The 12,749-nt window shown below is 61.0% G+C and carries 11 protein-coding genes and 1 pseudogene; 5 read left to right on the top strand and 7 right to left on the bottom strand.

Translation table 11 applies throughout. The features are described 5' to 3' along the window. Window positions 1-455: 455 nt before the first annotated feature. Window positions 456-608 (top strand): annotated as a pseudogene (locus ACR0DO_RS19125) (ABC transporter ATP-binding protein); the annotation flags it as partial. A gap of 317 nt (window positions 609-925) precedes the next feature. Here the strand turns inward: ACR0DO_RS19125 and gph are convergent. Continuing rightward, entirely contained in the window at window positions 926-1,600 is a 675-nt protein-coding gene (gph, locus tag ACR0DO_RS19120; protein ID WP_480561038.1) for a phosphoglycolate phosphatase, read from the bottom strand. A gap of 222 nt (window positions 1,601-1,822) precedes the next feature. On the opposite strand from gph, the gene hemP reads away from it, so the two are divergent. Next, window positions 1,823-1,990: a hemin uptake protein HemP gene (hemP, locus tag ACR0DO_RS19115; protein ID WP_170447585.1), complete on the top strand. Its 168-nt coding sequence runs from the start codon at window positions 1,823-1,825 to the stop codon at window positions 1,988-1,990. After that, window positions 1,987-2,463 carry a hypothetical protein gene (locus tag ACR0DO_RS19110; protein ID WP_480561037.1) on the top strand — a complete coding sequence of 159 codons (477 nt, stop codon included), beginning with the start codon at window positions 1,987-1,989 and terminating at the stop codon, window positions 2,461-2,463. The genes hemP and ACR0DO_RS19110 overlap by 4 nt, the downstream gene beginning before the upstream one ends. Window positions 2,464-2,515: 52 nt before the next feature. Here the strand turns inward: ACR0DO_RS19110 and ACR0DO_RS19105 are convergent, their stop codons facing one another. From ACR0DO_RS19105 to ACR0DO_RS19080, 6 genes are all read right to left on the bottom strand, one after another. Then, entirely contained in the window at window positions 2,516-5,581 is a 3,066-nt protein-coding gene (locus tag ACR0DO_RS19105; RefSeq protein WP_480561036.1) for an aminotransferase class III-fold pyridoxal phosphate-dependent enzyme, read from the bottom strand. A 107-nt stretch (window positions 5,582-5,688) separates the two neighbouring features. Next, entirely contained in the window at window positions 5,689-6,561 is an 873-nt protein-coding gene (locus tag ACR0DO_RS19100) for an NAD(P)-dependent oxidoreductase (RefSeq protein ID WP_480561035.1), read from the bottom strand. Between the two features lie 96 nt (window positions 6,562-6,657). Then, complete coding sequence (gene cueR, locus ACR0DO_RS19095) at window positions 6,658-7,047, bottom strand: Cu(I)-responsive transcriptional regulator (protein ID WP_170447593.1); 390 nt, start codon at window positions 7,045-7,047, stop codon at window positions 6,658-6,660. Continuing rightward, the gene (locus ACR0DO_RS19090; RefSeq protein ID WP_480561034.1) at window positions 7,044-9,521 is read right to left on the bottom strand and encodes a heavy metal translocating P-type ATPase; all 2,478 of its coding nucleotides are present in this window, start codon (window positions 9,519-9,521) and stop codon (window positions 7,044-7,046) included. Before ACR0DO_RS19090 ends, cueR begins: the two co-directional genes overlap by 4 nt. A 102-nt stretch (window positions 9,522-9,623) precedes the next feature. Then, the gene (locus ACR0DO_RS19085; RefSeq protein WP_480561033.1) at window positions 9,624-9,785 is read right to left on the bottom strand and encodes a hypothetical protein; all 162 of its coding nucleotides are present in this window, start codon (window positions 9,783-9,785) and stop codon (window positions 9,624-9,626) included. A gap of 42 nt (window positions 9,786-9,827) precedes the next feature. Next, window positions 9,828-10,448, bottom strand: a complete 621-nt coding sequence (locus tag ACR0DO_RS19080) for a pyridoxamine 5'-phosphate oxidase family protein (RefSeq protein WP_480561032.1) — start codon at window positions 10,446-10,448, stop codon at window positions 9,828-9,830. Between the two features lie 290 nt (window positions 10,449-10,738). On the opposite strand from ACR0DO_RS19080, the gene ACR0DO_RS19075 reads away from it, so the two are divergent. Together ACR0DO_RS19075 and ACR0DO_RS19070 are read left to right on the top strand one after the other, a co-directional pair. After that, window positions 10,739-11,302: a TetR/AcrR family transcriptional regulator gene (locus ACR0DO_RS19075; RefSeq protein WP_480561031.1), complete on the top strand. Its 564-nt coding sequence runs from the start codon at window positions 10,739-10,741 to the stop codon at window positions 11,300-11,302. Window positions 11,303-11,410: 108 nt separating this feature from the next. After that, on the top strand, window positions 11,411-12,568 hold the full coding sequence (locus ACR0DO_RS19070) for an acyl-CoA dehydrogenase family protein (protein WP_480561030.1): 1,158 nt from the start codon (window positions 11,411-11,413) through the stop codon (window positions 12,566-12,568). Window positions 12,569-12,749 lie beyond the last annotated feature (181 nt).

Here is a 12,749-nt window from a genome sequence, read left to right as displayed (position 1 = left end):
TGAAAATGCCGGTGACCTCTACGCCCAGTCGCAAGGCATCGCAGACCTGAGTTCGCTTGCAGCCCTCACACCGTTGTTTCGATGACATCACTTGGCTTGCCAGTATTCATTCCAACGCAGGTTAGAGGTTAACTGGCAATTGGAGATGGAGCGGGAAACCGATCTCGCGTTCCCGAAGCCATGGTTTTGAAAGGCAGAAAGGTCATGAGAACGCCCGTGAAACACCAGCGATGACCGTCGTTCTGACCTTCGCAGTCGGCCTTGCGGCCGTGGCCGGGTTTCATGTTCTGCATCTGCCATTGCCCTGGTTGCTGGGTCCCATCTTTGCCTGTCTCACAGCTGCAGCTTTTGGAATGCGGCTGTGAGACAGCGCGAATTGATTTGATGCGTGCGGCCAACGCAATTGGCCGATGTCGGCAAACGGTGGCTTCGCTTTTGAGCGTCTTTGGTTTCCTCGCGAGACCTGCCCGCTGTGGACCGTGCGCGAAGATCTGGAAACCGGGTTTGCGTGTCTGCCGACCAGCGAACACTTGATTCTGGATGCGGTTTTCGAGCTGTTCCCAGTGCTCAGGAAAAGACGGAACCGGCGCGGCAGGGATTTGTCGGGGCGGCCCATATAGACGTCCAGACGGGGTGGAGCTTGGCCCGCTATTTCCTTGTCATGGGGGCCGTCTGTAAGGAATGACGACTCAAAACAGGGCCCGAGGCGAAAAAAAGCAGAAAAAAATTCCGTAAATTCAAGCGTCTCCCATGAGCTACGGGAAACCCCCAATACCGGGATACGGAGCAATTCGTTAACTGTAACTCATTGATCGGATAACTTCGAACGATACCACTTTTCCCCTGTGAGGGGCTGGCTACATACCCCCTCGGCCGGCCCCTCAGCAAACGGCTGCGGACCGTTCCGATCCCCTTGAATTTACTGTCAGGCAGTTTCCCCCAGCGACTGAAGTACCTGTGTGACTAGAGACGGAAGCCTTGACGTCTCGCTATAGCTGGCGGTGTGTGGAATCTCGGCAATCGGTGATTTGCGATAGCCTTCGGTGAACAGCAGAAACGGCACTTGGGCACGGTGGGCCGTTTCAGCGTCGACCTCGCTGTCGCCCACAAACAGCCGCGGACCAGCGGAGGTGACGGCCGCAAAATTGGCCTCAAGGTGCGCTGGATCGGGTTTGCGGGTGTGCAAGCTGTCGCCACCCAGAACGGCATCGAAATGATGCGCCAGATTCATGGCTTCAAGCACGTGACGCGCCGGGGCCTCGGGTTTGTTGGTGCAGACACCCAACACGCAGCCCATATCGCGCAATTGCTCCAGCGCCTGAATCACGCCTGGGTAAACGACGGTTTTGTCACTGGCTGCTGCATTGTAATGCGTCAGGGTTTGTCGAGTCAGGTCTGCGTGACGGTCCATCGGCAGGTCGCAATGCAGGATCACGCGCTCGACCAGCTTGGGCAGGCCGTTGCCCACGAATTGTTGGATTTGCTCCTGCGGAAGGGGCGTGACGGCGTTGTCCTGCAACATCCTGTTGGTGGCAGCGGCAATGTCTGCAAGGCTGTCCACCAGAGTTCCGTCCAGATCGAACATGATTGTTGCGCTCATTGGAAACCTCGTCTGTCTAAAGTCCCGCACAGGGTTATCCCGCCTGATTTTTTGGCGCAATCACATTGGTTTGAAGATTCTGTCAGAACTGGCTTGACATACCTGACTAAATTAATCAGATTAACTGTGAAATGAGCAGCCAACCCCATTTCGGGTCAGCCAGATCAAGAAAAACGCGAACAGATCAAGGCATTTCGCCTGAGACCACTTGGAGTTGTCCTGATGAATATGCAGACCCCGAACCCCGGCCAATCCTACGCCGTATCCATGCTGCCTGCGCACAAGGCCGAAGACCTGACCAAGGGCGGCAACCTTGCTCATATTGAGCTGGGCGACCAATTGTATACCCTGCGCATCACCCGCGCCGGCAAGCTGATCCTGACCAAATGAGCGCGCAGTCCCCTCGGGGCGGGGCGGCCGTTGGCCGCCTTGCGGACCTGAGCCCTGTTGCGGCCGGTGCCGTGATGTATCTGCGGCTCTGGGGCGATGGTGCACAGGGTCGCTCGGACGCTGCCAGTGACTTCGAAATTGCGCTGGGCACTGCGAGCGGACGCGCTGCGATGATGACGCTGGACCAGTTGTGTTCGTTATGCGCGCATCATGGGCGTCGCCCCCTGATCCGTCATGGGCTGGGGTGTTCCTGTTTGGGCGCGGATGAGAACTGTTTCGCGCAGATGATCGCTGCGGCCTCGGAGGGGGACCGCGAAGATGCGATGATGATGGCCGCGCTGATTGTGCGGGCGGATTTTGCGCCCGCATTGGCCTCGTTGTCCGAAGAGTTCGGACTGACATTGCGCCGCATGACAGTGTCCGTTCCAATGCCTACAACCGGGCATCAAACCCCCGCGGCAGTGCTGCACTAAGTAGCAGGCAAGCGTAAAACCTCGGCCGCCCTCGCGCCGGGGTTTATTCTTTTCAGCAGCACCCGCACCCGGCGTGGTGATGATCGTGGTCGCAGGTCGGGGCCGGGGCATAATCGCCGACTTCGGCCAGCACGTCCCGTATAGCCCAGAGGATCATATCCACGTCCTCGGCTTCGATAGTCAGAGGCGGGCGGATTTTCAGGATATTGTCCTTTGGCCCTTCGCTGCCGATCAGGATGCGGTGATCGCGCATCCGGTTCTTGACGTATTTGCAAATCTCGGTGCCCTCGGACCCGTCGGGGTTGATCAGTTCGACGCCCAGAAACAGGCCCATGCCCCGCACGTCCCCAACGCAACCGAAATCAGCTTCGATTTGGCACAGGCCATTCATCAGGCGTGCACCCATATCACGGGCATTGTCCTGCAGGCTCTCGTCATCGACGATGTCCAATACTTCTTTGCCGATCCGGCAGGACAGGGTCGAGCCGCCGAAGGTCGAAAAGAACTCGATCCCGTTGTCAAAGCTGCGTGCGATTTCCCTGGTTGTCACCAGCACGCCCAGCGGGTGGCCATTGCCGATGGGTTTGCCCATGACGACGATGTCGGGCAGCGCGCCCTGATGTTCGAAGCCAAAGTAATATTCACCCAGACGACCCAGCCCGGTCTGCACTTCGTCGGCGATGCAGACACCGCCCGCAGCGCGGATTTTCTCATATACCGCGGGCAGGTAGCCCTTGGGCGGAATGATCTGACCGCCGACCGAGGGGAAGGTTTCAGCGATGAAGCCGGCCACGCCTTGCCCCTTGTCCTGCAGAGCAGCAATCGCCGGATCGACCAAGTCAGCGTATTTCTGAGCGCGCTTCGGATCGTCGCGTTTGAACGACCCGCGATAGTCGTCAGCCACCTCGACCAGTTCGACCCAATCGGCCTGACCGATCCCGCCCGGCTTGTTGAACTTGTAGGCCGAGATCGCAACGACTGCGTTGGTATTGCCGTGATAGCCATGATCCGGCGTCACGATGCCCTTGGCCCCGGTATGGGCGCGGGCCAGCCGCAGGGCCAGTTCGTTGGCCTCGGTGCCCGAATTGACGAAGAAGCAGACCTCGAAATGATCCGGCAGTTTGGACAGCACTTTGTCGGCAAAGGCTGTCTGTGCTGGGTGCAGATAGCGGGTGTTCGAGTTCATCCGCTTCAGCTGATCCGCTGCGACGGCCTGAATACGCGGATGCGCATGACCCACGTGCGGGACGTTGTTATAGGCGTCCAGATAGGGGCGCCCCCACTCATCGAACAGGTGGTGTTTCCAACCACGGACCAGCATCACCGGGTCGTCATAGGTCAGGCTGAGATTGCCGCCGAAATGATCATGCCGCCCCTGCAGGATCGCCTGCTTGTCGGTCGGGCTGTAGAATACCTTGTCGTCGGGCAGGTTCAGCAGCGCTGCCGGGTTCGGGCAGACGGCGTGCCACAGCTCCAACTCATCCGGGTCGCCGACACCTGGCCAGTCGTTTTGCATCCCGTCCGTGGTCAGGGCCAGTTGGAAATGCACATGCGGCGCCCAGCCTCCGTTCTGGCTGGCATCGCCCAATCGGGCAAAGGCAGCCCCCTGCGCCACCGGATCACCCGGTTTCAGCCGGTCACAGACCTCGGGGTCGAGGTGACCGTAGAGCGTATAGAACGGGTCACCCTCGGGCGTTTCGTGGTGCAGGATCACCACACCTCCATAGTCCAGATGCGTCTCCCGGTTCTCGACCGCCTCGACCCGTCCACTCATAGGCGCATGCAGTACGGTGCCTGCAGGCGCAAACACGTCCACCGCCAGATGCACGGTGCGCCGGTCCGAGGCTTTCCACGGCCCCTTGCGGAACCCGGGTTCGGCATAAATCAGGCGAGGTTCGTTGTAATAGCCCAGCCATAGGCCCTCACCGAATTCCTCACCCACGCGGGCGGCCTCTTCCAGCGGCATGTGAAACGGGTTCTGCGGCCAGGTCGAGTTTTCAACCGACAGTGAGCCCATAGGCATATCGCTCAGGTCTTGCTCGAACATCTGGGCAAACTGACCGCGATGCTCGGACAGGTAGGCGTGGATGCGCTCGGCCCCATCCGTGACAGGCAGGCCGCAGGCGGCACGCAGCCGGGCCGCCATCAGGCCACCATTCACGCCCGTATTCTCAAGGAACCGCCAGGCCGGGGCCTGACTGATGGTCACATAGGGATCATCCGGATTTTCAGCCGCCATCAGGGTCGAGTTCACGACAGACACCGCCAGTCGCATCCGCAGCAGCGGCCAGATCAGATCGACCTCATCCGCGCGCAGCCGGTTGGCCGCGTGATACCCGCGTACCAGCGCCGCCAAGGCGCGCTCGGGTTTGGGGTGGTCCAGAACAATGTAAGCGCCTGCAATCGCCAGATCGCAAATACGCGGGGCTGCGCACATATCGCCCAGATCGATCAGGCCCGAGACGCTTTGGCGTTGCCCCAGCTCACCTTCGACCAGAATGTTATAATCGTTGGCATCATTGTGGATTGCCTGTTTGGGCAGCCCCTCAAGCCGTTCGGAAATCGTACGGAATCCATCGCAAATGTCGGCCAAAAGCGCCCGCTGCGCAGGGTCGGCAATCACGCCCAAGCAGTCAGCGATCCAGCCGGCTTGTAACATATCCCATTTGAAATCCGCCCGATGCAGCCCATCATGGGCGAACTGCTCCAGCGCCTTGTCCGTCGCCCCCAGAACACGCCCCAGTTTCAGGATCAATTCCTCAGATTTCGGTGCGGCCTTGGCATAGCATTGCCCCGGCAAACACTCCAACAACCAGACCAAGCGCGTCTGACCCTGCGGGTCCGCGATTTCAGGCAGCAGCTCTCCGTCCAAATTCGGAAACACCTGAGGAAATGGCAGACCCGGTGCCGCGCTGGCCATATGCGCCAGCGCTTTCACCTGCAGATCAACGAATTCCGCCTCGCTACCTGCGCGCATGACCTTCAGCACATAGTCCTGACCATTTGTGGCCCGGACCATGAAATTCAGATCATACTCCCCATCCAGCCGCGACAGCTTGGCCTCCAGCCCCCATTGCTTGCGCAGGGCACCCGCCCAGAAATCCGTCATGTCGCTCATGCGATGTCCAATCCCTTCTTCACCGGGATCCCCTTCATCTGTCCAAAAATATCCTCGGGGGGAATCGCGCCCGTGGCGCGATGGGGGCAGACAGCCCCCCTGACCCGTTATCCCAAAGCGCGCAAACGCTTGATCAACGAGGAAGTGTCCCACCGGCTGCCACCCAGCTTCTGCACATCCTTGTAGAACTGATCGACCAGTGCAGTCACCGGCAGAGACGCCCCGGTCTCGTTAGCCGTCTCAAGGCAGATGCCCAAGTCCTTACGCATCCAGTCCACCGCAAAACCGTGATCGAAGTGATCGTCCAGCATGGTCTCATAGCGGTTTGCCATCTGCCAGCTGCCCGCCGCACCCTGACTGATCACCTCAACGACCGAGCGCCCGTCCAACCCGGCCTTCTCGGCAAAATGCAGTGCTTCGCTCAGACCCTGAACCAGGCCGGCAATGGCGATCTGGTTGCACATCTTGGTCATCTGGCCCGCGCCGCTATCGCCGATCCGACGGCAGATTTTCGAGTAGACCTGCATGATCGGCTCGGCCGCATCATAGGTGGCCTGATCGCCACCACACATGATCGACAGCACGCCATTCTCGGCCCCCGCCTGACCGCCCGATATCGGCGCGTCCACAAAGGCGATGCCCTGGGCCTGTCCGGCGGCATAAAGTTCGCGCGTTACCTTGGCCGAAACGGTGGTGTGGTCGACGAAAGCCGTGTCCTCAGCCATTCCGTGGAACGCGCCGTCCGCGCCGGTGCAGACGTTCCGCAAGTCGTCATCATTGCCGACGCAGGCCATCACGAATTCCGCGCCCTGTGCGGCCTCTTTCGGGGTGGTTGCCATGGCGCCACCGTGCTGGGTCACCCAGGCCTCGGCCTTTGCGGCGGTGCGGTTATAGACGGTCACCTCATGACCCGCCGCCTGCAGGTGGCCTGCCATTGGATAGCCCATGACGCCCAGGCCCAGAAACGCAACTTTTGCCATTTGGTGATCCTCTCTGCTGTCCGGCCCCGTTTCACGCAGCAGGCCGGAGTGTTGCGCAGAGACAAAGCAAAGCTGCGCCCAAAGAGCAACCCCGCGTCAGGGCTTGCCGCCCAAATCCTGCAGGATCGGGCAATCGGGGCGGTCATCCCCGGCGCAGGCATCGACCAGATGACCCAGCGTGTCGCGCATCGCGTTGAGGTCGGCAATCTTGGCCTCGATCTGCGCCAGATGGGCCCGCGCGACCTTTTTGACATCGGCGCTTGCACGGGTTTCATCCTCGTACAGAGCCATGAGGGTACGGCAATCCTCGATCGTGAAGCCCAGGGCGCGGGCGCGGCCCAGAAAGTTCAGCTTGTGCACGTCCTGCGCGCGAAACCGGCGATAGCCGTTGTCGTCGCGCATCGGTTTGATCAGGCCGATATCCTCGTAATACCGGATCGTCTTGGCGGGCAGGCCGGTCTGGGTTGCGACGTCTCCGATATTCATGGCGTAACCTCCTGCGTTTTGCTGCCTTGTGGCGCCTCAGGCAGGCTGGCACGCACGCGGCGCAGGCGCAGCGCGTTCGACACCACAAAGACGCTGGACAAGGCCATCGCCCCGGCGGCAAGGGCCGGGGACAGAAGATGCCCGCTGAACGGGTACAGCGCCCCGGCGGCCACCGGGATCAGCAGGATGTTATAGCCAAAGGCCCAGCCGAGGTTCTGGCGGATGTTGCGCATGGTGCGGCGGCTGACCTCAACCGCATTGGCCACACCACGCAGGTCGCCGGACATCAACACCACATCTGCCGTTTCAATCGCCACGTCGGTGCCGGTGCCAATGGCCACGCCGATATCCGCCGCCGCCAGCGCCGGGGCGTCGTTGATGCCATCCCCGACAAAGGCCAGCGTGCCGAACCGTTCGCGCAACGCGGTGATCGCGGCCAGTTTGCCATCCGGCAGGACCTCGGCCGTGACGTGGTCGATGCCCAGCCTGTCGGCCAGAGCCTGCGCGGTGCGGGCGTTGTCTCCGGTCACCATCGCCAGCGTCAGGCCCATCGCGTGCAGCCGCTGCAACGCTTGCCTTGTGCCGGGCTTGATCGGGTCCGAGACCGCCAGCAGCGCCGCAGCCTGGCCGTCGATGGCGACGAACAGCGGCGTGGCCCCTTCGCTGGCGCGCTGGTCGGCCTCGGCGGTCAGGTCAGCCAGATCGACGCTATGCTGTGCCATCAGACGGGGCGAGCCGATCAGCACGTCACGCCCTTCGACCGTTGCCTGAACGCCCAGCCCGGTCAGGGACTGGAACTCTGACGGTGAGGGCAGATCCGGCGGTCCGGCGCGGGTGATTGCGGTGGCAATCGGGTGCTCGGACTGTGCCTCAACCGCAGCGGCCAGACGCAGAACGGTGTCGCGGTCAAAGCCGTTGACAGCGGTCACGTTCTCCAATTCGGGCCGCCCCAATGTCAGCGTCCCGGTCTTGTCCAGCGCGATCACCTTGGCCTGCTGCAATTGCTGCAACGCGTCTCCCTTGCGGAACAGCACGCCCAGCTCTGCCGCGCGTCCGGTGCCCACCATGATCGAGGTCGGCGTCGCCAGACCCATGGCGCAGGGGCAGGCGATGATCAGGACTGACACACCCGTGACCAACGCCATCGGCAAGGCGGGTGCAGGGCCAAAGATCAGCCAGACCGCGATGGTCAGCAGGGCCACGGCAATGACCGCCGGCACAAACCAGGCGGTGATCCGGTCGACCAGCCCCTGAATCGGCAGCTTGGCCCCTTGCGCCTGTTCGACCATGCGGATGACCTGCGCCAAAACGGTGTCAGCCCCAACCCGCGTGGCACGAACGCGCAGCGCACCGGTGCCGTTGACCGTGCCGCCTACAACTTGGTCAGCGGGGGATTTGCCAACAGGCACGGGCTCGCCGGTGATCATGCTTTCATCAATGTAAGAGGTTCCGTCCAGCACGTCTCCATCCACCGGAACCCGCTCACCGGGGCGGATTTGCAGGATGTCCCCCACCGTGATCTCGGCAATCGGGCGGTCGACGTAAGTGCCGTCCATCTCGACCCGTGCGGTTTTCGGCTGCAGCCCCACCAGTTTGCGGATCGCGGCGCCTGTGCGGCCCTTGGCGCGCGCCTCCATCACCCGGCCCAGCAGGATCAGGACCACGATGACCGAGGCGGCCTCGAAATACACATTGGCACTGCCCTGCGGCAGGATCTGCGGCGCAAAGGTTGCCGTGACCGAGAACAGATAGGCCGCGCCTGTGCCCAAAGCCACAAGCGCGTTCATGTCCGGCGAGCCGCGCAGCAGCGAGGGGATGCCTTTCGCATAGAACACCCGTCCCGGCCCCAACAACAGCACCGTTGTTAGTGCGAACTGAATGAGCTGGCTGTTCTGCATGCCGATAGCGGCGTGTACCCAATGGTGGAAGGCCGGGATCATGTGGCCGCCCATCTCGAGGACGAACACGGGCAGTGCTAGAATGGCGGCAAAAACCATCGACTTGGTCAGCGCCTGGGCTTCTTCGGTTTTTTTCTGGTCGGTAGGTGTGTCGGCACTGTCCGCCACACGGGCCGGATATCCGGCCTCCTCTGATAGTTTTGCCAGCGCCTGCGGATCGGTTGCGCCGTCAACAAAGGTGATCGTGGCGCTTTCCGTGGCCAGATTGACCTGCGCCTCGACCACGGCCGGGTCGGCGGTCAGGGCGCGCTCGATCCGGGGCACGCAGGAGGCACAGTTCATGCCGCCGATCTTCAGCGTCGTTTCCCGTGTCGTTGCCGGGTAACCGGCGCGGTTCAACGCTTCGGTCAGCGCGCCGATCTGGCCGTCATAGGTAACCTGCGCGGTTTCGGTTGCAAAATTGACCGAGGCGTCCGACACCCCCGGCACGTCGCGCAGCGCGGTTTCCACCCGCCCCACGCAAGACGCGCATCCCATGCCCGAGATTTTCAGCTGAATTGTCTGCGGCGTGGCCATCCGACTCATCCTGTAGTGAACTTCTCGTTCCAGATGGGGGTTCCAGTGGCGGGAAGGTCAAGGGGGCGCGGCAGATTTCTGCGCAATTTCTTTGTGCGTATGTCAGCGGTCCAATAGCTGATCCAGCAACAGGGAATCGTACGTCACGGGTGGAGAACTGCGGACAGATTGCGGCGAGGCAAAAAAGGCCAGCGTCAGGGCCGTCACCAACAGCAGCGCGCCAATCAGACAAAGGCTGGCAATGTTCAGCGCGGATCGCAGCATGGAGTGCTCCTTGTGTCTGGTGTGACCTGCCCGGTCAGGGGATCAGGACCGTTGGGCCAGTTGCTGTTTCAGTTTTTCGTTTTCCGCCTGAAGCTGCGCCAGTTGCTGCCCCAGCGCGTTCAGATGCGGGCGCAGTTCGGTCTCGGTAAAGCGCGGAGTGATGTGGCGCGGGCAGTTCCAGTCCAGCGCCTCGACCCGGATAATGGCAGCGCGTTCGGCGGGGGCGTCGGCGCCTTCGGGATACAGGCTGGCGGCTGCGGCCTCACCTTCGGTGAAGGCGACCCGGCCCAGTATCTTGAGGCGCCGCTGATTGGCATAATCCATCAGGATCAGTGCGATGCGGTCATTCCCGTCCAGATTCCCGCGCGAGATATACTGTTTATTGCCGGAAAAATCGGCGTATCCGATGGTTTGCGGATCCAGCACCCTCAGGAACCCGGCCGGCCCGCCGCGGTATTGAACATAAGGCCAGCCGGTCTCGGATACGGTGGATTGGTAAAACCCGTCTCGCGCCTGGATGAACGCCTTTTCGGCCGGTCCGATCTGATGCCCCTGCTGTGGGCCGCCTTCGATGAACTTGGCGTAGGTCCCGGCCGAACCCATCCTTTCCTGATGTGCCCGGACGGCGGGGGTAAAGGTCAGTTCGGAAAAGGCGCGTGGCATGGCTTGTCCTTTCACGGTCCCGGTCGATCGCCCGGGCGGCCCTTCACGTCAAGGCGGCTGCTATCAGCGCCAGGGTCAATAGAAAGGGGACGTACTGAGGTGAGAAAAGGCTGGCATGGCGTCTCATCTGATCGCTCCAAGGTTTACAGATCGGTACATCTTGTGATCAATGTGTACTGATCGGTAAACTTTTGCAAGTCTTATTTTGAAATTTCGCCCGGGCTCTCTCGGAGGTTGAGATTTCAGTCATCGACCATTATTTACTGATCTGTACACTCAGGAGCCCGCATATGCGCCCGAACAAACGAGACGAGCTGGTCCGCAAGGCCCTGCAGGTTTTTTACCGCGACGGCTTTCATGCCACCGGGATGGACAAGCTGGTGGTTGAAACGGGTGTGTCCAAGACCTCGATGTATAAGCATTTCCGCACCAAAGAGGATCTGATCCTTGCCGCCCTACAGCTGCGGGATGAAAGCTTTCGCAGGGATTTCCTGCACCGTGTTAGCGAGTTGTCGGATACTCCGGCCGGGCAAATGATCGCCAGTTTCGATGCGCTGGGCGAGTGGTTCAGTGAAGACGACTATCGCGGCTGCATGTTCATCAAAGCCGGGGCGGAATATCAGGAAGACGATCACCCGATCCACAAACAGTCGGCGAAACACAAGCAGATCATGCTGGACTATTTTGCGGATCTGGCCCGTCAGGCGGGCGCGCGCAATCCGGAGCATCTGGCCTGTCAGATTGTATTGTTGCAGGAAGGCGCGATTGTCGCGGCGGTATTTCTGAAATCCTGCGATCCGGCGCAGGATGCCAAGGCGGCCGCGCAGATTCTACTGGACAACGCGCTGATCTGAGCCGGGCTGATCATCAAAACGACGTTGCGTTGCACTGCCTCGGGGCGGATTGGATTGCGAAACCTCCAAAGCTAGGCTGATAGGACATAGGCAAGGGGAGGACGTCGTATGCCGCTTTTTACCACCACCGCCGGTTGGGTGACCGAAGAGCATCAGATGTTTGCCGAAATGGCGGATCGGTTCATGGCGGATGAGCTGGTGCCAAATCTCGAGCGTTGGAACGAGAACGGGGTCGTCGATCGTGACATGTGGCGCAAGGCCGGGGAAATGGGGTTGATGGCAGGTGCGATCCCCGAATCTTATGGCGGTGTCGGCGGTGGCATCGGGTTTGATGCGGTGACGCTTTACGCGCAGGCCTCGCACGGAGATTCCGGCTGGGGCTATGCGATCCAGTCCATTGTCGTTCACTACATCAACACCTATGGCAGCGAGGATCAAAAGCGGAACTGGCTGCCGCGTCTGGCCTCGGGCGAGATGGTTGCCGCGCTGGCCATGACCGAGCCCGGAACCGGTTCGGATGTGCAATCCATCCGGACGACCGCGGACAAGGACGGCAATTCCTATCGGCTGAATGGGTCCAAGATTTTCATCACCAATGGCCAGTCGGCGGATCTGATCCTTGTGGCCTGCAAAACCGACAAGGCGCAGGGGTCCAAGGGGGTTTCGCTGATCGCGGTTGAAACCGAGGGTGCAGAGGGTTTTCGCAAGGGGCGGAACTTGAAGAAGCTGGGCATGAAGGCCAATGACACGGCCGAACTGTTCTTTGAAGACGTCAAGGTGCCGATGACCAATCTTCTGGGCGCGGAAGAGGGCCAGGGCTTTTATCAGATGATGAAACAGCTGCCGTGGGAGCGTCTGACCATCGGCATCGGGGCGCTGGGCGCGATAGATTTCGCCATCGCAGAGACGGTGAAATACACGCAGGAGCGCAAGGCGTTTGGTCAGCGGGTGATGGATTTCCAGAACACCCGTTTCAAACTGGCTGAGTGCAAGACAAAGGCCGAGGTCCTGCGCAGCTTCGTCAATGACTGCATTGCTCGGCTCGAGTCGGGAACGCTGGATGCCGCCACCGCCTCGATGGTGAAATACTGGGGGTCGGAAGTGCAGAACGAGGTCATGCACGAATGCCTTCAGCTGTTTGGCGGTTACGGTTTCATGATGGAATACCCGATCGCCCGCCTCTACGCGGATGCGCGTGTTCAGATGATTTATGGCGGCACCAATGAGATCATGAAGGAACTCATTGCCCGGTCGTTGGACGCCTAGCGGGTTCGGGGGCCTCCCGCTCGTCGTCGATGTTTCTCGCGAAACACCTCCTCCCGTTGGGCCAGGCAGGCGCGGGCGCAGCCCGCGCCTCAAGACCATCATCGCGGTCCTCGACTGGGACATGGACCCGCAGGACGCCATCGAAACGGGGCACTTCGTGCACCGCAATGGATCGAGCATG

The organism is Ruegeria sp. AM9, from assembly GCF_056540565.1.
The sequence above is the reverse complement of the archived record's forward strand: the minus strand, read 5'-3'. Positions and strand labels throughout refer to the sequence as shown.